Below are 20,743 nucleotides of genomic sequence, written 5' to 3' on the forward strand. Positions count from 1 at the left end.
ATGAACAGCACATACAAAATCATCAACCCGGAAGCAATATCGGCGAACCTTATGAATAATTTGGCTATCGTCAAACAGTTTCTTTCTTTATACCAAACACAGATACCTATAGATTTTGAAGACCTTCGAAAAGCTGTTGAATCTGCCGATCATAAAGAAATAGCCAATAAAGCACACCACGTAAAACCAACCCTTGGATATATAGGAGCCTCCTCCCTACACGCCAAATTCCAAGAATTAGAATATGCCGGAAAAAACAAAGAGGACATGGCTAGCATAATCCTCAAGTTTAATATTTTAGAACACGAATACGAGCTTCTAATGGAAGAAATCAACCAATACCTATCCTCTATTTAGCTTCTTGTGAAAAGTGTAAAAAAGAAAATAGAATATAAGCAAGTAGTATTAAAGGTAGTGCTATAAACTTCAACAAAACCAATAACAACACACTCAATACTAAGAATAGATACTTGTATTTGTTATCCACCCATGCGAGAGAAGATAACTTCATGCTGAACAATTTAATTTCGGAAACGAGCAACAAGCTCGTTACTACGGTAATCACTAGCAAAACAGGTGTTTGCAAAATGATGTCAGGATAAGTTTCAGCAATAAAAGGTAAAGAGATAATAAAAAAGGTATTCATTGGCGTATTCACTCCGATGAAATCGGTCGTTTGACGTTCGTCAATATTGAACTTAGCCAAGCGAAGTGCCGAAAACACAGGAATAAGAAAAGCCAAGTAAGGAAGATAAGTAACATCCGTTGCCTGCTGCAACAGGGTATACATAACCACGCCTGGTAGAAAACCAAAACTAACCATATCAGCTAGCGAATCCAGCTCTTTACCAATTATAGATTTCACATGTAAAGCGCGCGCTACCATGCCATCAAAAAAATCAAAAACGCCAGAAGCGAGCACACAATAAAAGACATTTAAATATTCGCCTTTCAAAGCAAATAAAACACCAATGCAGCCACTGAATAAATTCAGACAGGTCAGTGTATTAGGAATATGTTTTTTCATTCGTATATAATAAAGCCACCTTTTGACGTGCAAAAGATGGCTTAAAATTATTAAATAATAATGGTATTAACCATTCATACTAATCAGAAACTCTTCATTGGACTTGCTACCACGCATCTGTGTTAACAAAAACTCCATTGCTTCATTGGAGTTCATATCCGCTAAGTGGTTACGCAACACCCACATACGTTGTAGGGTATCTTTGTCAACCAATAGGTCATCACGACGTGTACTCGAAGCTGTAAGGTCAATAGCAGGGAATACACGTTTGTTCGCCAATTTACGATCCAATTGTAACTCCATGTTACCTGTTCCTTTGAACTCTTCGAAGATAACCTCATCCATTTTAGAACCTGTATCTGTCAAAGCTGTCGCTAAAATCGTCAATGAACCACCGTTCTCGATATTACGTGCCGCTCCGAAGAAACGCTTAGGTTTATGCAATGCATTTGCATCCACACCACCAGATAAGATTTTACCGGAAGCAGGAGCTACTGTATTGTAAGCACGAGCCAAACGCGTGATTGAATCTAATAAGATAACAACATCGTGACCACACTCTACCATACGTTTTGCTTTTTCCAATACGATATTGGCAATCTTCACGTGGCGATCTGCTGGCTCATCAAATGTAGAAGATACCACCTCTGCACGTACGCTTCTTGCCATATCTGTTACCTCTTCTGGACGCTCATCGATTAATAAGATAATCAAATAAACTTCAGGGTGGTTTTTAGCGATAGCATTAGCAACCTCTTTCAACAGATTTGTTTTACCTGTCTTTGGTTGTGCTACGATTAAACCACGCTGTCCTTTACCAATAGGTGTAAACAAATCCATAATACGTGTAGAATGGTTACTCGTACCTAAGTTCAAGTTTAACTTCTCTGTAGGAAACAAAGGAGTCAAATAATCGAAAGGTACGCGATCACGTATTTCTGCTGGGTTTTGACCATTGATAGCTTCCACGCGAACTAAAGGGAAATATTTCTCACCTTCTTTCGGCGGACGAATACAACCTCTTACGTTATCACCAGTTTTTAAACCAAAAAGCTTAATCTGAGACTGAGATACGTAGATATCATCCGGGGATGTTAAATAATTATAATCCGAAGAGCGTAAGAAACCATAGCCATCAGGCATAATCTCTAGGACACCTTCATTTACAATAACATTATCAAAATCAGTTGGAAGAACAGGAGCGGCGGTAGTTTCTACTTTTGGAGCTTCGGGAGCAGCTTGCGGAGTTGGAGCTGGAGCATCCTCGATAGCGAGTTCAGTTTGTGTCTCACTACGCTTTATCGGCGTAACAGGCTCTGTTTTAACCGTTCGCACACGTTTTCTTGTACGTTCTGCTTCTGGTTTTTCTTCTGCTTCGACCTCTCCTGTTGATTGAGCTTGTTTGGCTATCACAGAAATTTGGTCAATTAATTCTTGTTTGCGAAGCTTTTCAACATCAGTGATGCCTAATACTTTCGCAATCTCGCGTAACTCTGACACGAGCTTGGTATTTAATTCATTAATATCCATTAACTTGTTATTATGAGATATAGGATTTTATTGCTTTTTTGAATTCATCCAAAATTTCTTTAGCAAACAAATAATTCAATGAGGCTAAGACAAAGACTAAGGTTTACTTCAAGGTACTGATGTACACCAAAGGTCTAAGGATAAATTTGAGAATCGCCACAAAAATAATATAACAATTGTAAATTCAAAGAAAAAATGTCATTTTTTTTTATACGGATGTAAACATTTAAGTTTATATTCATAACGTAAATTATGAATATTTGTTTTAGAAGATTGACGATTTCATTTTTTTTATTTGTTTTGTAATAAAATTCGTATGTTTATTTTTCAAACTAAAACGTTTTAATCTTGTTATGAAACAAACACAGCCCACGAACTATCCTGCCCTATACACCCTGATAGTTGTATTCTTTTTCTGGGGATTTATTGCAGCCGGCAATAGTGTATTTATCCCTTTCTGTAAAAATTATTTCCACCTCGATCAATTTCAATCCCAACTTATCGATTTCGCTTACTACAGCGCTTACTATTTGGGAGCATTATTACTGTTTATTTTCAGTACGATCAGCGGACAGGATCTAGTTGGAAAGTGGGGATATAAAAGAAGTATCGTCTATGGTTTGCTATTCTCCGCACTTGGAGCGACAGCCATGATTGTTGCTGTAGAAGTTAACGTATATATAGGTATGTTAATAGGTCTTTTTATTGTAGCCTTAGGTTTCTCCTTACAACAAACAGCAGCCAACCCATTTGCTGTATTATTGGGAGATCCAAAAACTGGAGCTTCACGCGTTAACTTAGGTGGTGCCATCAACTCCTTTGGTACAACAATTGGCCCATTAGTTATTGGTTTTGCTTTGTTTGGTAGCTTTGAGCCTATCTCCGATAGTGAGATTGCAAACCTTCCTTTAAATAAGGTTGTATACCTATATACTATTGTAGGTTTACTTTTTGTCTTAGCTGCTGGATTATTCTTCTTCTCGAAGAAAGTGCCTGCTGGTATCAACAATGAGAAGATGGAGCCTGCAAACAAAGCTAAAAAGACGTTAATCGTTATAACGATTCTTCTATTTGTTATGTTTATCCCTGTATTCTTAAGCTATAAGAGCGATGCTGCACTAGCTATTGAATCGTTGAAAGAGCAATTAAAAAGCCTAACAGATCCACAAGCTATTGCACAGGTAAAAGATCAAATTCAAGGATTAGCACACCCACTAGAGTTAAAGCGTATGGCTTTATTAGTTGGTGCGTTATTGACGGTAGTTTTCGGTTTACTTTTCGCATACCGTAAAGCATCTAAACAACCTGAAGGCTGGGGTGCGATGAAATACCCTCAATTAGTATTAGGTATGTTAGCCTTATTCATCTATGTAGGTATTGAAGTAGCTATTGGTAGTAACCTTGGAGAGCTTCTTACTTTAGATAGCTTTGGTGGTTTACAATCTTCAGAAATCACACCTTATGTATCCTTATACTGGGGTGGTATGATGATTGGCCGTTGGGCTGGTGCGATTTCAGCATTCCAATTTGGAACAACAGCTAAGAAAATATTACTTGTTATCGTTCCTGTTGTTGCCTTCTCTATTATTATAGGTGTAAATAGCCTTGCAGGTTTTGACATGAGCCACCTTTTATTCTTTATTATCTGTGTGGGTGTTCAGATTTTCTCTTTCTTCATTAGTAAAGATAAACCAGCAAGAACGCTTATTGTTTTCGGTATTTTAGGCTTAACAGCAATGCTTGTAGGTTTATTATCTTCAGGTATGGTAGCTATCTACGCGTTCTTAACAGGTGGTTTAGCATGTTCAATCATGTGGGGATCAATTTTCAGTTTAGCTATTGTTGGTTTAGGAAAATACACAGAGCAAGGTTCAGCATTCTTAGTAATGATGATCTTGGGTGGTGGTATTTTACCTCCATTACAAGGTAAATTGGCGGATATCATTGGTATTCACAATTCGTATATCCTTCCTCTTTTTGGATTCGCTTACATTGTATTTTTCGCGATTATCGTACGTGGATTCTTGAAGAAACAAGGTATTGATATCGATCAGATTGAATCTGAAGGAGCACACTAATTAATCGTTATTGTACAAAATACACTAAGTAGTGTTAAAAAAATATTAAGCTCAAAAGCGCCTTTACAGTATTGTAAAGGCGCTTTTTCTTGTTTCAGGCCTCCTCAAAAACAAGAATACAGCATATTTAAAAGTTTTTAATTATTGTTTTTAAACTTTTAAATGTATTTTCGGTCGGACAATTTCACAATTGATTAACAAATAAATTATACAAATAACACCATAAAAACCAATCAATAATGATTATCATTGCGGACGGAGGGTCAACTAAAACAAACTGGTGTTTGTTAGATGATTCGAATAAAAAAATTTATTTCAACACTGAAGGTTACAATCCTTACTTTGTGGATAGCGATTACATTGTTCAATCCCTAAAAAAAGGATTACCACAAGATTTACCCTTTGAAAAAATTACCGAAGTAAACTATTACGGAGCAGGTGTTCACAATGGGGAGAAAGCGAAAATTGTAGAAACAGCTTTAAGCAAAGTGTTTCCTACAGCACAGGTAGAAGTAGGTCATGACCTATTGGCTGCTGCTCGCGCACTACTCGGTGATCAATCCGGTTTTGCAGCTATTTTAGGAACGGGGACAAACTCTTGTATTTACGATGGACAAGAGATTACACACAATATTGATTCTGCAGCTTATATCCTTGGTGATGAAGGAAGTGGATCTTTTATTGGTAAAAAACTATTAACTGACTTTATCCGTGGCTTGATGCCTGCAGATGTTGCTGAAGCATTCTTCAACACCTACAAGTTAACTCCGGATGAAATCATGGACAATGTTTACACAAAACCTTTAGCAAACAGATTCTGTGCTAGCTTCAGTAAATTTGTGTACGACAACAACGTAAACATTCAGTATACGCGTAAAATTGTTGATGATGCTTTCGAAGCATTCTTCAAAAACTTAGTTAGTCAGTACCCTGACTTCCAAGCATACACATTCAACTGTATCGGTTCTGTAGGTTACAACTTCAGAAATGTATTAGAGGAGAAAGCTACACAATACGGCATGAAGGTTGGTAAAATCTTACGCTCGCCTATTGATGATTTGGTACAATTCCATATCAGTAGAGCTGCAAAAAATAAATAGTTTGTAGAAAACGAAGAGAAAAGGTCTTTGGGATATCCCAAAGACCTTTTTTACTTTAGAGGCTGATTGTCTCTCCAACCTCAGGAAGGTGAAGTGTCAATCCTTTATTTGCAAATTTATCACGCGCTACCGCAGTATCTATTGCAATTGGTGGAAACGTGTTGTAATGAACACCAATTACCTGTTTACAATTCACAAATTGAGCTGCTTTGATAGCATCGTCTACGTCCATGGTGTAGTGACCACCAATTGGTAATAAAGCCCAATCAAGCTGTAAATCTTCCAATAGCTTCATCTCCATCGTCAATCCTGTATCGCCTGCCACATAGATACGCTTGTCGCCTACAAAGAAAACATAGCCGACAGGTACACCGGCATACTCGCCTTCTGGTGTGCTACTCGTGTGCAATGCATACACCATCTTTACTTTACCGAAAGGAAGGTCTAAGGTACCACCAAAGTTGAATTCGATTACCTTATCCGCCTCAACACCTTGTTTACGCACCCACGCTGCCGTTTCCACGATAGCGGCAACCGTCGCTCCTGAGTTCTTTTGAATTTCTTGCATATCGGCCACATGGTCACCATGGGCGTGGCTCAAGAAAATATAATCAGGACGTAAAGATGTAACATCCACAGCTTGCGCTAAAGGGTTGTAACGAATAAATGGATCGATAAGAACCTTTGTTCCATTGAAGTCAAACTCCACACAGGATTGACCATAATATGTTACTTTCATAAATACCTATTTATTAAACAAATTACCTAAACCGCCCATTCCACCAAGCAGATCCTGCGATACCGCTTGCATTTCGGACTGACTTACATTTTCAGCTTGCGCCAATGCTTTATTGACAGCAACGACTAAAAGCTCTTCTAATTCCTCTCTATCGACACTACTAACAAATTCAGGATCGAGAACAATCTCTTTTACTTCCTTATTCGCAGAAGCAACGACTTTAATCTTCCCACCTTCGGCTTCGCCGAAAACGGAAATACTATCTAAACGTTTTTTTACTTCATCAGCCTTTTGCTGTGCTTGAAACAATTTATCGAACATAACCTAAAATTTGATATTTATAACGCAATTTACAAAATCTACCTAAGACCTTTTGTATTTAAAACGCATGAATTAGGTTCTTAGCATTAGCTTCGTTAAATTTGCTTTCTTAAAAATAGCTTTGCATGCACGAACTAAACTTCTACACACAATTATTACATACCGAACAACAGGCGAATCCAGAGGTTGCTGAACAGCTCGATGAAGAAGTTAACATCCTAATTCACAAGCTAAAGTTCATTCCGGAGGAGGCACGCCCTACCCTACTAATCTTGAGTCAGGAGAATGAATTTGAGCCTGTTTATAACGAGCAAATTAAAGATATCAGTCATATTGCTGGTGCCCTATTGCTTGCCGATAAAACGGACAATCCTTCTATTATTTGTATTGTACAGGATAACGAGTCTTTATACGGAGAGATTACAGCTTTGTTGGAAGATAGTTTATTAAGCAGAAGTACAGCATTACAAAACAACCAGCTCTACATTATTCAAAAGTCTAATTTTGGACAATCGACCGCTGATTTCCTTGCTGATATAGAAATCTGTGCAGAAATCGTTCAACCAAAATATTTTGTTTTTGGCAGACAAGACCACGACTGGATAAAATTTGATATGGCTTAATTGCAAAATCCGCATATATAAAAAGGGCAAATAAATAGTATTTATTTGCCCTTTTTATAAAGATCCTTTCAACGGATATACTTACATATACTTCTTACGTAAAATCGCGTAAAGCTTCTCTACAGTTTGTGGTTTATCCGTCCAATTATTCTTTAATGCATAGTTTGTTTGCAAAAAGGTATCCGCTTCTGCGAATGTTCCATAACGATTTAACAACTCAACAGCCTCACTGTACGCCAACGAGTAACCATTAAATAAATCCTTAATAAATAAAAGTTTATCATTCAGACTTATTGCACTACGTAGGTCTACTAGACGCTCTGGCGTAGCTGTACCAGTCATAGGAGCACCACCTGCGGCTTGCGCCTTCTTCTGCTGTTGCAGAATTTCATTTAATGTTAATGGGCGCGCAGGAGCTTCCTGAGCCACAGCAACAGGCTCTACAATTGGTGTCGGAGCAATAGACTCGGCAGGTTTAACTTCCTCGACAACAGGTGCTGGTGTTTCTACCCATACTTCTTTAGGCTCTTCAATAACCGTTTTCTGCACCACAACAGGTTGCTCAACAGGTATAGGTTCTGCAAAGACCTTATCTTCTACAGGAGCTTCTTCAACCTGTCCCACAACTGGAGTAGCAACAAACTCGGCTGCAATTGGAGCTTCAGCAGGAATTTCAACCGGAGCTTCAGCAGGTACGACAACCTCTTCTTCAGCGATGATTGACTCCTCTTCTTCTTCTATCGGTGCAAAGAACTCTGGAGCTACATAAGAGATAGGATTTGTAGCTACAACTTCCGCTGCTGTTGTTTTTTCTTCTTCTTCGTGTTCTAACGAAGTCGTTAAGGGAGTTTCAACCGTAGGTTTATCACTATTTACAAAGGAAGTATCTACCTTTTGTACGGGTTTATCTAAATCCGCCAAACGTTGCAATACTTCAATATGAGCCGTTAAATAACGTGCCTTTGCTTCCAACAATATCAAATCTGTCGTCTTTTGTGCTAACAAATCTTCAGACAAAGCTGCATAACTGTCATTAATCTCCACTAAGAGATCTCCTATTTTCGAGAAAACTTCTATCTTATTGTACGCCATTGTTCTACTTGATTTATGTTGATGTTCGCATGTATAGAAAAACAAAATCAACTGATTGCTACTAGGTTCTGACTAAGCCTGTATTTCTTTCCCTCAAATTTAAGATATAATTCTGATATTAGTGCGATTTGAGGGGAAGATTTCCCGACTATTTATAGGTATTAAGGACTAGGTGCATGTTATTCTCAGAACACAATTTTATTAAGAAAAACACCAATATAGGAAGCATTGAAGTTATCTGTGGCTCTATGTTTTCGGGCAAAACCGAAGAGCTCATCCGTCGGATGAAAAGAGCACAATTTGCGAAGCTTCCTGTAGAGATATTTAAACCGGCTATTGATGTTCGTTATGATGAGCAAGCCGTTGTTTCTCATGATAGTAATAGCATACCTTCCACACCTATAGCACATTCATCGGCTATCTTACTTTTAAGTGCTGAAACCAAAGTCGTTGGCATTGATGAAGCTCAATTTTTTGATGATGAACTTCCTAATGTATGTGTGCAGCTAGCAAACCGTGGTGTTCGCGTCATTGTTGCGGGTCTAGATATGGATTTCAAAGGGCAGCCATTTGGCCCGATTCCGGCTTTGATGGCTATCGCCGAACATGTAACCAAGGTGCACGCCGTATGTGTACAATGTGGTGCTCCAGCAACCTACTCCTACCGCATAGCTTCTAGTGAAGAACGTGTACTGTTGGGGGAAAAAGACAGCTATGAACCACGTTGCAGAAGCTGCTACTATAACCTTCAGGAAACAAATAATTCATAATAACTTAATCTAAAAAGATTGGCTTACAACAGCTATTAACGTAGCTTTGTTATAACAAAATTAGTTTATAAACATAAATAAAAAATGGACCCCCAACTGGAGGTCCATTTTTGTTATTCAGCCTTTCAGCGCTATTATTTAATCGCTGAAGTGATCGAAGCATCTAAAGGTGTTACTTTCGAACGGTAACGGTGAATTAACTTACCATCTTTACCAATCAAGAACTTCTCAAAGTTCCAATTGATATCACCTGTAAAATCTGGATTCGATGCTGTCGTTAAATACTTAAATAAAGGATCAATCTCATTACCTTTCACGTCGATTTTTTCGGAAAGTAAAAAGGTTACGCCATAATTTTTCTCACAAAACCCTAAGATTTCTTCGTTTGAACCTGGCTCTTGTGAACCGAAATTATTAGCCGGAAAGCCAATAACGACTAATTTATCGCCATACTGATTTTGTAATTCCTGCAACTCCTTATACTGTACAGTGAATCCACATTTCGAGGCTGTGTTTACCAGTAATACATACTTTCCTTTAAACTGAGAAAGCTGGACTTTCTGCCCATCGATAGACGTGAAGCTAAAGTCGTAGATTGAAGTAGGTGCGCTAAGCATAGCGGCCCACAACATGATGGTGCTTATTATTGTCATAACTGATACTTATTTTTATTGATGTAATACTTTTGTTTCTCTCTCTACAACGAAATCAAATAACTCATCCACTGGACTTTTCAGTATGGTACCGATTTTTATTCCATGGACTTCGCAAACTTCGCGCAACTGCAAATCAAAATGATACGCTATGCTACCTACAAAATTAACTTTGTAATCCCAATAATCCACATTCGTCATAATATTGGTACGTACAAATTCATCAAAGCCATTACGCAACAAATTATCAATATAGGGGTGTAAAAGATTTTCGCTCAGGAAATCAGCAAAGGAAGCTAGGTAAGAGTTGGGGCGATCTCGTTGGTAGATATTCTTAATGACAATATCTTTATTCAGTTTATATTTTTCGGCGAACTTTTTCGATAAGTCTTTCGGCATTTTATCATAAAGATAACTTGTAATCAACTGCTTACCAAACCAAGACCCAGAACCTTCATCGCCCAGCACATAACCGATACCATGCAAGCTAGGACGTAGAAACTCACCATCATAGAAGCCGATATCAGATCCTGTACCTATCGTACATATATAGCCTTTATCATTTCCGAAAGTGGAATAAGCGCAGCCTAAAAGATCACATTCTACAGACACAAAAGCTGTTGGAAAAATCTCACTCAAGGCGTTGGACACAATCTCTCGTCGGTCGGGCGTAATGCAGCCAGCACCGAAGAAATATACTTCTTGTATCTCACGCGCATAAGGTAAAATTTCAGGGACTTCCTTCATCACCTTCGCAATCTCCTTTTCGTTAACAAAAAACGGATTTAAACCCTTCGTCCTGAAGGCTAAAGGTTTGCTATCAGGCAAATTAAGCCTCCAATCCGAGTTTGAAGAACCACTATCAGCTACTAAAATCATACAATTTACAGGGATTATTCTATTATCAAAGATAATCATTTTGATGAAAATTTTCACTTCATCGTCCATAACAATTTGATGTACGCCTTATTAAGGTTAGCTTTGTGTTGGATATTAAACTTATATGCATGTCAAACCCTACGATACACTTTACCCTATCCTTTGTGGAGCCCCAAGCGCATTATGTCGAAGTTGAAATGAGCCTCCAGGGCTTCGATCAAGATTTTATTGATCTGAAGATGCCTGTGTGGACGCCCGGCTCTTATTTGGTGCGTGAATATGCACGCCATGTAGAACGTGTATCTGCCTATGCTGATGAGGAACATATCCCCTGCACGAAGGTTGCTAAAGACACGTGGCGCATTCAGCACCAAGGAAAACCTGTAAAAGTTAAATACAGTGTCTACGGCTTTGAAGTATCGGTACGTACCAACTTCATCGACGGTGATCATGCTTTTATCAGCCCTGCGGGTACTTTTTTATATCCTGACAACTATTTACATCTACCTTCTACTATAGCGGTTTTACTACCTGCATCCTGGTCAAAGATATCAACGGGTCTACCTACTGTAGAAAATCAAGCGCACACCTTTTATGCGGCTGATTTTGACATCCTATTTGATGCTCCTTTAGAGATTGGTAATCAAGATGTATGGCACTTCGAGGCTGCAGGCATTCCACATGAATTTGCGATGGTTGGAACAGCAAACTACAGCCAGGAGCGACTGAGTAAAGACATTACCAAGATTGTTGAGGTAGAAACAGAAATTTGGGGTGAGAACCCGAATAAAAACTATGTCTTTATTACGCATAACTACCAGTCGGGTTTTGGTGGTTTAGAGCACCTAAATTCTACGGTACTGGCAGCAAGCCGCAATAGCTATGCGCATCCTAGCGCTTACAAAAATTTCTTAAGCCTAGTGGCGCATGAATATTTCCACTTATGGAATGTAAAAAGATTACGCCCAACGGCACTTGGTCCTTTTGATTATAGTGCCGAAAATTATACAACAGGTCTTTGGATTATGGAAGGTTTTACAGCGTACTACGACAATTTAATTGTACGTAGATGTGGTTTCTTTTCGGAAGAAGAGTATTTAAACCAATTGGCTATTGACTTCAATACCGTTTATAATAGACAGGGTTACAAAATTCAATCTGCGGCACTCGCTAGTTTTGATACATGGATCAAGCAATACCGTCCTGATGAGAACTCCGTTAATACGAGTATCTCCTATTACAATAAAGGAGCGATGTTGGCGGCAGCTATTGATTTGAAAATTATTAGTGAGACCAAAGGCGCTAAGCGTCTAGATGCCGTATTGAAGGCTGCATATCAGCATTTTTACGTAGACAAAAACCGTGGTTTTGAGGAGGATGAGTTTCAAGAGCTTGCAGAGCAGGTTTCGGGGGTTAACCTTGGTGAAATCTTCTATGCTGCACATCACGACTTGGAGTTGGATTACAACGATTATTTCGGTCGCGTTGGCTATCAGCTCATTGACCAAAATGCACAGCATCATGAGCTTTCCTTTGGCATAAAAACCAGCACAAACGATGGTCGACTTTTAATTAAGCAAATTGAAAGAAATTCGGCGGCTTGGGATGCAGGCCTTTCTGTAGACGATGAAATTATTGCGCTCAACGGTATCCGTGTTGATGCCGCAGGTAAGGAGTTGGAATACATCCACGAAACAAGCCAAGAGAATGATATCATCGACTTGCTTATTGCACGTGATGGCCTATTAAAAACTATTCCTACACCATTGCGTAGAAGCTCTAAGAAGATATTTGTTATTAAGGAGAATCCAGCAGCAAGTGCTGCGGAACGCGAACTAGGAAAATTATGGCTAGCTACGCAATAACGATTTGAAACAAGAAATTCAGAATCAACAAAGCATAAAAAAGGAGCGAATTCAAATGAATTCGCTCCTTTTCATTCCACGAAGGGAATTAAAATTTATAACGAATGCTTAGTCCGAAAGGATCAATAAGCTTCAAGGTGCTACTCTGAATAAAGTCAAAATAAGGTTTTAAGTCCAATGATATCGCTAAAGGAGCATTAGGCACGTTGTACTCTAATCCGATAACACCGTCGACACTCAATGCCAATTCTGAAGAGCCATTCTTAACATCCTTATATTTGAAGCTACCAATACTACCTCCAAAACCATAGTACCAGCTAAACTCAGGAGTCAGCGGTTTATGGTATTGATAAAGTCCAACCATACGGAAACGTCTAGAGGAAGAGTTGCTTTGTATACTTAAAATACCTTCAATCGCGCGATCTTCGGCTAAAGTATAGCGGTAGTTAAAACCTGTGGCGCTACCGAAGCGTCCACCCACGGCATGCTGGCTTGTCAGCTGTGCTGAGGCCTGGTTAAAAGTCAAAAAAATAATGCCTATTGTTAAAAGGATCCAGTTTGTTTTTCTCATGAATACGGTACTATTTGTAATTTTCAAAGGTAATACTTTATTCTAACGTCAAAAAGTTAAATTCTGTTATGTAAACCCGTACATTTATTTTTCCCACAAAACAACAGTTACCCTTAATTTAAACGTAATGAACAACTTCTGACTCCAATAAAGACAAAAAACAATCTAACCGTCATTTTAACGAAACAAAATTCGCTGCCTTATATTATGGAGTAATTTTGTTATATTAGTGAAGTAGTGCTTTTATAAACCGATAATGTTTGAGCGTATGAACACATTAAGCAGATTATTTGATATCGTTGATCGAAATAACGATATATATGCAAAATCCTCTATGGTGGCAGGAAAACGAAACGGAAAATGGATATCTTATTCAACCGCTGAGTTTACGCATATCATCAACAATATTAGCAAGTCACTTCTGAACAGAGGTTTTAAAAAAGGGGATAAAATAGCGTTAATGTCGGGCAATCGCCCAGAATGGAACTTCATCGACTTCGCCTGTAACCAAATAGGTGTCGCTATCGTCCCCCTCTATCCTACCTTGTCAGCCCAAGATTTATCCTATATTGTTAGTGACGCAGAAGCCCGATTGGCATTTGTTAGTAATACGGACTTATCAAGCAAGCTCAACATGGCTATCCAAGAGCATCAGCTGGAATTGGACGTATATACCTTTGACGATGTTGCTGGCTTAAAAAACTACCAAGAGCTCGTAAAGGAGGGGGAGAAACTAGATATAGACCTTACAAGTTATAAAGAAGGAGTACATAGTGACGATCTTCTCACTTTAATCTACACTTCGGGTACTACAGGAAAACCTAAAGGTGTTTTCTTAACACATCGTAATATTTTAAGTAATGTCGAAGCTTGTGAGAACTTGGTACCTGCAGGTATAAGTAAAGCATTAAGCTTTTTGCCGCTATGTCATATATTTGAACGCATGGTCGTCTACCTCTATCTTTCTAAAGGCATAGAGATTCATTATGCTGAAGACTTAGACAATATTGTTGCTGATATTAACGAAGTAAAACCGCAGGTATTTACAACGGTACCTCGCGTATTAGAGAAAGTGTACGACAAAGTTGTTGAAAAAGGAAAAACATTGACAGGCATCAAAAAAGCATTATTCTTCTGGGCTTTAGATCTTGGTCATCAATTTCAAGAACCACCCGTTAATGGCTTCTTTTACAATTTAAAACTAGGTATTGCGCGCGCATTAATATTTTCTAAATGGAAAACGGCATTAGGAGGCAATATAGAATTGATTGTCTCTGGAGGTGCTGCTCTTCAAGAGCGTTTGTCTAGAGTTTTTTGGGCTGCTAACATCAAAGTATTGGAAGGCTATGGCTTGACGGAGACTTCTCCGGTTATTGCCGTAAACTCACATGTCGATACGGATGTTAAATTTGGCACTGTAGGTCGCGTATTAAAAAACTTAGAGGTCAAGATTGCTGAAGATGGTGAGATCCTTGTTAAAGGACCTAGTATAAGCCCTGGCTACTATAAAAATGAAGAAGCAACGCGTGAAGCTCGTGATGCAGAAGGCTTTTTCCATACGGGGGATATCGGGCTGATTACGCCTGACGGTTTCTTAAAAATTACCGACCGTAAGAAAGAGATGTTCAAAACTGCCGGCGGCAAGTATGTAGCTCCGCAGGTATTGGAGAATAAATTCATGGAGTCCACCTTTATTGGGCAGATTATGGTTATTGGTGAAAACCAACGCTTCCCTGCCGCACTCATTATTCCTGCTTATGATGTTTTAGAAAAATGGTGTAACCATAAAGGTATTCCATTTGATTCCAGAGAGCAGGTTGTTAAAAACCCTGAAGTACTGGAGAAATATCAACGAGAGATAGATCGTTTAAATACCGATTTTGGACAATGGGAGAAGGTGAAAAAATTTGAACTACTCACCAAAGAATGGTCTATTGATAATGGGGAACTTACGCCGAAACTAAGCCTTAAACGGAAAGTTATTCTTCAAAAAACCGCAGAAATAATTAATAAAATTTACGCAGAGTAAACGTATGACCCTTGAAACAATTAAGTTAAAGCTGAAAAAATTCGGCCTTGTCATCTATCGTGCTTTTTCAGATTTTCTCGATGACAAGTGTTTAAAGAAAAGCGCCTCTTTGGCCTATTATACTGTTTTTTCTATTGGCCCATTGCTCCTAATTCTTATTTGGGCACTAGGTTTCTTTTATGGCAATCAGTTAAATAGTCCAACCGGTGCGCGCGATGAAATATTAGGGGAGCTCACCGAGCTATTTGGTGCTGACATAACCACGATGCTCGATAGTGCCATTGCCAAAATATCTTTTGAAAATAAAAATAGTATTGCCGTCTATGTGGGTATTGGTATTTTGATATTCTCCTCGACGACTATTTTTATCGATATCCAGAATTCTATTAATGAAATTTGGCGCGTAAAAGCGAAGCCTAAAAAAGGATGGGTTAAATTGATTATTGACAGATTACTTTCCTTTTCCATGATTATCGGTTTAGGCTTTCTACTGACGACCTCTCTCCTGCTAAGCAGTATCATTGCTGTTGTTATGAACTACTTTGGTCAGTATGTAGCACATTTCGACATGGAGTTAATTAGCTTGGTAAATTCCGTTGTTACCTTCGTGGTGATTACTTTCCTTTTTGGGTTGATTTTCGCCTTTTTACCGGATGCTAAGGTATCTTTTAGAGATATCTTCTGGGGTGCTTTATTTACGTCGCTTTTATTTCAACTGGGTAAAAACTTAATCGCCTACTATTTGAGTAACAATGCTACGGCAAGCTCCTACGGTGCGGCGGGGTCGGTCATCATTCTTCTTGGTTTTGTTTACTACGCCTCTGCAATCCTCTATTTTGGTGCTGAGTTCACGAAGCATTATGCTATTGCTTATGGCAAAGGCATCCGTCCGGCATCCTATGCTGTTATGCTTAAACAAGTAGAAACAGAGATTGATGAGGATTTAATTCCGGAAGTAAAGAACGTAGATCAGCCTTCATCATAGGCTATGTGTTATCTTTTATTTCAGAGAACTATTCGGAAATAGCGGTGTAATAAACACCATGCATAGTCATCAATAAGAACGCTAAGAAACATAAATATACTATCATAAATAAGGTCCTTTCGCAAACACGAAAGGACCTTATTTTATGTACTTAGTTTTACAATTAACTACTTCACATTGTAATAAAAGACTGTTCTACCAATTGCTCCTGTTTCATCCTGTCCTTCAACAACAACTTTGTATTTACCATTTCCATCAGCATTGAACAATTTCAAGTCCACCTTACCTGTAGCATCTAAAACTACATTTGGATTCCAGTATACTGTGCTACGGTAGTCATTTGTATTTTTACTTTCCGCAGTTTCGTATTTCGGCATATAGAATTTACGCTCCTTAACATAGCCCAAAGGCTCCATATCGACAATATTTGTTTTCGGTAGTATGCTTTCTATTTCGGCCAAAGACATACGGGGTTGTTTTTTCTGATCATTCTTTTTCGTCATGATGGAAACAACGCCATCATTTTGATACATACGGCTCACTGTTCCTAAATCATCACGTAAGAATATTTCGATAGCTTCAATTTCGGCCGTTTGAATACTATTTAAAGAAGGTTCATCAATCGGCATACCGTTTAAGAAAAACTGTACAGGCACTCGTCCTCCTTGATTATAGCTACGCGTGATATAATACTTCATCGTCTGTGAATCATAGGTGACTCCTGTCAATAGGGTATTCAAACACATGGTTAACACATTACATCCGGAAAGACGATCACCTTCAATACGATGCTCTGGCATCGATAAACCCGACAACGCAGAAAACTCTTTACTTGTAACCTGCTTTTTCTGAACGCCAGTAACCTTAATCTCATCGATGAGGATTGATGTACGGTATTCATTTTTGCTATTTGTCAAATAAGGTTTCATCGTTAAATCAATATTTGGCATATTATCGCTAGCATATGGATTTCCTTTATCTATCGCTGGGAAGAACGTTTGATCCATATTAATTACCAAGTTTCGGAAGTTATCATTACCCCTTGCATTGACCGTCACTTTTGAAGAATCAGGGAATACAAGATTTTCAAAAACAAAACGACCTGCAGCATCAGTATAGGCATCCTTACGGAAGTTGCGCGAAGGTATAGATAAAAGAAGTCCTCCATTAGGCACGGCTCTTCCTGTATTCAAACGTAGAATTCCACTCAAAGAAATACCCTGCTCCGGCATAAACTGTACAGCGGGTAATTTCTCCGCTAGTAAATCCGCATAAGCGAAACGTCTAAATCCTTGCGTCATTAACAAGGCGTCAAGCGCTTCTTTACGGTTGGTATGTGCGGTATTGAAATAATAGTTAGGACGTTCCACATATCCTTTTAAATCGGATGTTAACAAGAAGTTACTCACGATACCAAGATCTTGATCATCGTTGTAAGGAACTTTCGCTTCATCGATAACAGCGACAGAATAGCTAGCTTTCAAGGTATCTTTAGGCGCTACGAACAAGGATAGCTTAACAGCTTCCTTCTGTGCATAGTTTGCTTTATCCGTTTTAACTTCAATATTCAGGAATTCCTGTGCGTCATTAAAGACAAGGCGCTCCGAAAGCAAGCGACCATCAGGCTGCATCAGCGTAAGCTGTACAATACCGTTAGGCAACTTATCTTGTGGTATATTAATTAAAAGGCTTGCAGACTTAAGGGTTGCTTGTGCTGCATAAACGAGATGACCAGATGCTTGTCCAATCACATAAAACGGCGCGTTAGCATGCTTCTCAAAGAAAACATCATTGGCCAACAATCCGAATTGCAAATTGCCATCAGCTACTTTCCCTAACACAATGTTTATACCTTCAGCTTTCACCTCAGGCAAATCGTAGGTTTGCTGCTGTCCACCTTCAAAGGTAATGGTAGCTTTATATTTCTCACCAAAGATAGGTGCAAATTGAAAAACGCCCATTCCTAAACCTAAGTCATCGAAACTAGCTACTTCCTTTTTTTTGCTATCCAATACTTTTCCACTAACCTTCAACCCTTTACCTAGGGAGCTTACCGCTTTAAAGGCAACCTTCTTCGATAAGCCAGCGATTAAATCGCCTCCTTCAGGAAAAAACTGAACATCAGCATCCCATAAAGCATGTTGAAGCGCATATTTACCAACAATAGCAGGTTCTAATTTATCGCCATCAATTTTAACAATGAGTTGTCCATTTTTGAGGTAGTTGCGATCTTTAATATTTAGGTTGATTGTCACACGTCCCATATCATCAGTTTCAGCTTTACCTTTATCAAAAGGATCCCATCCATCAATAGCTTCCCAAGAAAGCTTCTTACGAACGATTAAATTGCCTGCTTTATCACGAAACTGTAGGCTAGCTTTTGTTTTGGTATTAGACTCTTGATTGAAGGTAACTTCGGCACCCAACTTTTTATTGATTGCATCGCCTACAGGAACAATTTTATTGTAGAAATAGCTATTATCAAAATTAGCCATCCATTTAGTATAGGCTCTAAATCTGTAATTATCTTGATTTACAAACTGTGGATCTAGAACGAGGTGACCTTCACCACCATTGTTCGTTAGAGGAATACGTAAGGTTTGAATTAAGGAATCTCGACTCGTCAACACCTCGACATAGACTATTTTGCTGGGCGCATATTCATAAAGATTATGCGTCAAATAGGATTTAAACCACAAGGTATCCCCTACCGCATAGTAAGGTTTATCAAAATGAAGATGTACTTTCTCTACGGGAAAAACCCCGAAGTATTTCTGCACCTTCTCCACAACGTCATTAATAGGTATTGTCGGTTTTTGCTGAGCACTAGCGTGCAGCGAAATTCCGACAAAAAGGAATATCCAAAATAAATTTGTTATTTTTTTCATCAACAATATAGCTTAATCGAGAAGCTAAATATATCGATTTTCTAGCAAAGGCCAAGAATTTTAACAGCTTATAACAAAGGAGCCATTAATCGGCATACGGAATCGACGGCTCTTTTCCACGTTTTTCTGTTCTTCCACTCTTCCAAAGTCATCAACTCGCAATCAGCTTTATCACGTTCAAAGGAATCTTCTAATGCCTGACATACAGTCTTATCAGATATTAAAGCTGAAATCTCATAGTTTATGTAAAAACTTCGTGTATCAAGGTTCACGGTTCCCACATAAGACAGTTTCCCGTCGATATTTAAGGTTTTTGCATGGATAAACCCTTTGGTATAAAAATAGACTTTCACCCCTCTTTGAAGTAAAGGCTTGATAAAAGAAAGACTAGCATGCTGCACAATATAGGAGTCCGACTCTTTGGGCAACATCAATTCGACTTCCAATCCGGCTGCGGCGGCCACCTTCAAGGCTGTAGCTAGTTCTTCTGAAGGTATATAATAAGGAGTAACGAGTTGAATTTTACGATCAGCCTCACCAATACCAATCAACATGGCTTCCATATTGTAGGGTCCTTCAGAACTCGGGTCGCTAAAGACAAAAGAAACGGCAGACTCTCCGAGAGGGACCTCTTTCTGCATATTTTGTAAATACCCCTCATTAAGTAAGAAAGGATTACCATCGGCCAGATTCCAGGAGTTCCAGAAGCTAATCTGCAACATATTGACCGCTGCTCCTTCAATACGCACGGATGTATCTCTCCAAAACACAGGATTACCTCGCTCGGCTTCATTGATATAACGGTCAGAAATATTGATACCGCCCACGAAACCAACATTACCGTCGATAACGGCTATTTTACGGTGATTTCTATAATTACTATTCGCTAACGACGTGAAAGTAACAGGCATAAATGCTTTAAAGTCGATTTTGGAATCCTTCTTTTTCCGCATATACTTCACTAAATCGGGAGAGCCGAAGCTATCAACTATCAAACGTACATGGACACCATCGCTAGCTTTCTGCTCCAATAATGCCAATACTTCCATGCCTATGCTGTCTATTTCAAAAATATAGTATTCAATATGGATAGAGTGTTTAGCATCTTGCAGTGCTTGAAGAAAAACAGGAAACTTTTGTTCACCATTAAGGAGCAGCTGCACTTTATTGCCTAATGTCGGCGATGAAAGACGTTCATTCTTTAGAAAGGTAAAAACACGAGATAAATTACCAATACGGCCACGAATCAGATCTATACCTTTTACCATATAAGGCTCAAGGCTTTCCCACTCACTTTCCAGCCTCTTCGCCTGCCCTTCATTGACCTTTTTAATACGTTTTACCCGATTGTACTTCTGTCCGAAAAGATAATACAATATCATCCCCAAGACAGGGATGAAAACAATAATTAAAATCCAGGATATCGTTTTATTGGGATTTCCATTTTCAATTAAAATAGTACTGATGACCCCGACGTATAAAAAAATTAGCGGTAGCCAATACCACTGTCCTACGAAATCAAAAAAAGCTTTAATGTACTCCATAAGTGTCACTATAGGTGAATTATCTTAAGGTAATGAATTCAACGTTTGC

Annotated in this window: 18 protein-coding genes; 8 read left to right on the top strand and 10 right to left on the bottom strand. The window is 38.7% G+C overall.

The window, feature by feature from the left end; genetic code table 11:
• On the top strand, window positions 1-357 hold the full coding sequence (locus WH223_RS06925) for an Hpt domain-containing protein (RefSeq protein ID WP_340046814.1): 357 nt from the start codon (window positions 1-3) through the stop codon (window positions 355-357).
• On the opposite strand, the gene WH223_RS06930 is transcribed toward WH223_RS06925, so the two are convergent.
• Together WH223_RS06930 and rho are read right to left on the bottom strand one after the other, a co-directional pair.
• Window positions 350-1,027 (bottom strand): CDP-alcohol phosphatidyltransferase family protein, encoded by a 678-nt coding sequence (locus WH223_RS06930; RefSeq protein WP_340046815.1) that lies wholly within the window; start codon window positions 1,025-1,027, stop codon window positions 350-352. The two genes, WH223_RS06925 and WH223_RS06930, sit on opposite strands and share 8 nt — an antisense overlap.
• 66 nt (window positions 1,028-1,093) lie before the next feature.
• Entirely contained in the window at window positions 1,094-2,557 is a 1,464-nt protein-coding gene (gene rho, locus WH223_RS06935; protein ID WP_340046816.1) for a transcription termination factor Rho, read from the bottom strand.
• A gap of 353 nt (window positions 2,558-2,910) precedes the next feature.
• Here rho and WH223_RS06940 point away from each other — a divergent pair, with 353 nt between their 5' ends.
• Complete coding sequence (locus WH223_RS06940) at window positions 2,911-4,635, top strand: MFS transporter (RefSeq protein WP_340046817.1); 1,725 nt, start codon at window positions 2,911-2,913, stop codon at window positions 4,633-4,635.
• 239 nt (window positions 4,636-4,874) lie between these two features.
• On the top strand, window positions 4,875-5,735 hold the full coding sequence (locus WH223_RS06945) for an N-acetylglucosamine kinase (protein WP_340046818.1): 861 nt from the start codon (window positions 4,875-4,877) through the stop codon (window positions 5,733-5,735).
• A 55-nt stretch (window positions 5,736-5,790) separates the two neighbouring features.
• Here WH223_RS06945 and WH223_RS06950 read toward each other — a convergent pair whose 3' ends face one another.
• Entirely contained in the window at window positions 5,791-6,474 is a 684-nt protein-coding gene (locus WH223_RS06950; protein WP_340046819.1) for a metal-dependent hydrolase, read from the bottom strand.
• Window positions 6,475-6,480: 6 nt separating this feature from the next.
• A complete protein-coding gene (locus WH223_RS06955; RefSeq protein ID WP_340046820.1) occupies window positions 6,481-6,795 on the bottom strand; it encodes a YbaB/EbfC family nucleoid-associated protein in 315 nt (104 codons plus the stop codon).
• A gap of 125 nt (window positions 6,796-6,920) precedes the next feature.
• On the opposite strand from WH223_RS06955, the gene WH223_RS06960 reads away from it, so the two are divergent.
• A complete protein-coding gene (locus WH223_RS06960; protein ID WP_340046821.1) occupies window positions 6,921-7,418 on the top strand; it encodes a hypothetical protein in 498 nt (165 codons plus the stop codon).
• 81 nt (window positions 7,419-7,499) lie between these two features.
• Here the strand turns inward: WH223_RS06960 and WH223_RS06965 are convergent, their stop codons facing one another.
• Window positions 7,500-8,510, bottom strand: coding sequence for a hypothetical protein (locus WH223_RS06965; RefSeq protein WP_340046822.1), 1,011 nt, complete (start codon window positions 8,508-8,510; stop codon window positions 7,500-7,502).
• 176 nt (window positions 8,511-8,686) lie between these two features.
• Here WH223_RS06965 and WH223_RS06970 point away from each other — a divergent pair, with 176 nt between their 5' ends.
• Window positions 8,687-9,280, top strand: coding sequence for a thymidine kinase (locus WH223_RS06970; RefSeq protein WP_340046823.1), 594 nt, complete (start codon window positions 8,687-8,689; stop codon window positions 9,278-9,280).
• Between the two features lie 134 nt (window positions 9,281-9,414).
• Here the strand turns inward: WH223_RS06970 and WH223_RS06975 are convergent, their stop codons facing one another.
• The gene (locus WH223_RS06975) at window positions 9,415-9,933 is read right to left on the bottom strand and encodes a glutathione peroxidase (RefSeq protein WP_340046824.1); all 519 of its coding nucleotides are present in this window, start codon (window positions 9,931-9,933) and stop codon (window positions 9,415-9,417) included.
• Between the two features lie 15 nt (window positions 9,934-9,948).
• Window positions 9,949-10,812, bottom strand: a complete 864-nt coding sequence (locus WH223_RS06980; RefSeq protein ID WP_340046825.1) for an N-acetylglucosamine kinase — start codon at window positions 10,810-10,812, stop codon at window positions 9,949-9,951.
• 128 nt (window positions 10,813-10,940) lie between these two features.
• Here WH223_RS06980 and WH223_RS06985 point away from each other — a divergent pair, with 128 nt between their 5' ends.
• The gene (locus WH223_RS06985) at window positions 10,941-12,677 is read left to right on the top strand and encodes a M61 family metallopeptidase (protein ID WP_340046826.1); all 1,737 of its coding nucleotides are present in this window, start codon (window positions 10,941-10,943) and stop codon (window positions 12,675-12,677) included.
• Between the two features lie 88 nt (window positions 12,678-12,765).
• Here the strand turns inward: WH223_RS06985 and WH223_RS06990 are convergent, their stop codons facing one another.
• Window positions 12,766-13,248 (bottom strand): hypothetical protein, encoded by a 483-nt coding sequence (locus WH223_RS06990; protein WP_340046827.1) that lies wholly within the window; start codon window positions 13,246-13,248, stop codon window positions 12,766-12,768.
• Between the two features lie 268 nt (window positions 13,249-13,516).
• Here WH223_RS06990 and WH223_RS06995 point away from each other — a divergent pair, with 268 nt between their 5' ends.
• Both WH223_RS06995 and WH223_RS07000 read left to right on the top strand, forming a co-directional pair.
• Window positions 13,517-15,277: an AMP-dependent synthetase/ligase gene (locus WH223_RS06995; protein ID WP_340046828.1), complete on the top strand. Its 1,761-nt coding sequence runs from the start codon at window positions 13,517-13,519 to the stop codon at window positions 15,275-15,277.
• Window positions 15,278-15,281: 4 nt separating this feature from the next.
• Window positions 15,282-16,262, top strand: a complete 981-nt coding sequence (locus tag WH223_RS07000; protein WP_340046829.1) for a YihY/virulence factor BrkB family protein — start codon at window positions 15,282-15,284, stop codon at window positions 16,260-16,262.
• A 167-nt stretch (window positions 16,263-16,429) separates the two neighbouring features.
• Here WH223_RS07000 and WH223_RS07005 read toward each other — a convergent pair whose 3' ends face one another.
• Window positions 16,430-19,150: a carboxypeptidase-like regulatory domain-containing protein gene (locus tag WH223_RS07005; RefSeq protein WP_340046830.1), complete on the bottom strand. Its 2,721-nt coding sequence runs from the start codon at window positions 19,148-19,150 to the stop codon at window positions 16,430-16,432.
• Between the two features lie 68 nt (window positions 19,151-19,218).
• Entirely contained in the window at window positions 19,219-20,694 is a 1,476-nt protein-coding gene (cls, locus tag WH223_RS07010) for a cardiolipin synthase (RefSeq protein WP_340046831.1), read from the bottom strand.
• Between the last annotated feature and the right edge of the window lie 49 nt (window positions 20,695-20,743).

The organism is Sphingobacterium sp. MYb382, from assembly GCF_037572665.1.
Classification (GTDB): domain Bacteria; phylum Bacteroidota; class Bacteroidia; order Sphingobacteriales; family Sphingobacteriaceae; genus Sphingobacterium.

Excerpts from the sequence above, each read along its gene's own strand:
- WH223_RS06925 (WP_340046814.1), top strand. The coding sequence starts at position 1 with ATGAACAGCACATACAAAATCATCAACCCGGAAGCAATATCGGCGAAC.
- WH223_RS06930 (WP_340046815.1), bottom strand. The coding sequence starts at position 1,027 with ATGAAAAAACATATTCCTAATACACTGACCTGTCTGAATTTATTCAGT.
- rho (WP_340046816.1), bottom strand. The coding sequence starts at position 2,557 with ATGGATATTAATGAATTAAATACCAAGCTCGTGTCAGAGTTACGCGAG.
- WH223_RS06940 (WP_340046817.1), top strand. The coding sequence starts at position 2,911 with ATGAAACAAACACAGCCCACGAACTATCCTGCCCTATACACCCTGATA.
- WH223_RS06945 (WP_340046818.1), top strand. The coding sequence starts at position 4,875 with ATGATTATCATTGCGGACGGAGGGTCAACTAAAACAAACTGGTGTTTG.
- WH223_RS06950 (WP_340046819.1), bottom strand. The coding sequence starts at position 6,474 with ATGAAAGTAACATATTATGGTCAATCCTGTGTGGAGTTTGACTTCAAT.
- WH223_RS06955 (WP_340046820.1), bottom strand. The coding sequence starts at position 6,795 with ATGTTCGATAAATTGTTTCAAGCACAGCAAAAGGCTGATGAAGTAAAA.
- WH223_RS06960 (WP_340046821.1), top strand. The coding sequence starts at position 6,921 with ATGCACGAACTAAACTTCTACACACAATTATTACATACCGAACAACAG.
- WH223_RS06965 (WP_340046822.1), bottom strand. The coding sequence starts at position 8,510 with ATGGCGTACAATAAGATAGAAGTTTTCTCGAAAATAGGAGATCTCTTA.
- WH223_RS06970 (WP_340046823.1), top strand. The coding sequence starts at position 8,687 with ATGTTATTCTCAGAACACAATTTTATTAAGAAAAACACCAATATAGGA.
- WH223_RS06975 (WP_340046824.1), bottom strand. The coding sequence starts at position 9,933 with ATGACAATAATAAGCACCATCATGTTGTGGGCCGCTATGCTTAGCGCA.
- WH223_RS06980 (WP_340046825.1), bottom strand. The coding sequence starts at position 10,812 with ATGATTTTAGTAGCTGATAGTGGTTCTTCAAACTCGGATTGGAGGCTT.
- WH223_RS06985 (WP_340046826.1), top strand. The coding sequence starts at position 10,941 with ATGTCAAACCCTACGATACACTTTACCCTATCCTTTGTGGAGCCCCAA.
- WH223_RS06990 (WP_340046827.1), bottom strand. The coding sequence starts at position 13,248 with ATGAGAAAAACAAACTGGATCCTTTTAACAATAGGCATTATTTTTTTG.
- WH223_RS06995 (WP_340046828.1), top strand. The coding sequence starts at position 13,517 with ATGAACACATTAAGCAGATTATTTGATATCGTTGATCGAAATAACGAT.
- WH223_RS07000 (WP_340046829.1), top strand. The coding sequence starts at position 15,282 with ATGACCCTTGAAACAATTAAGTTAAAGCTGAAAAAATTCGGCCTTGTC.
- WH223_RS07005 (WP_340046830.1), bottom strand. The coding sequence starts at position 19,150 with ATGAAAAAAATAACAAATTTATTTTGGATATTCCTTTTTGTCGGAATT.
- cls (WP_340046831.1), bottom strand. The coding sequence starts at position 20,694 with ATGGAGTACATTAAAGCTTTTTTTGATTTCGTAGGACAGTGGTATTGG.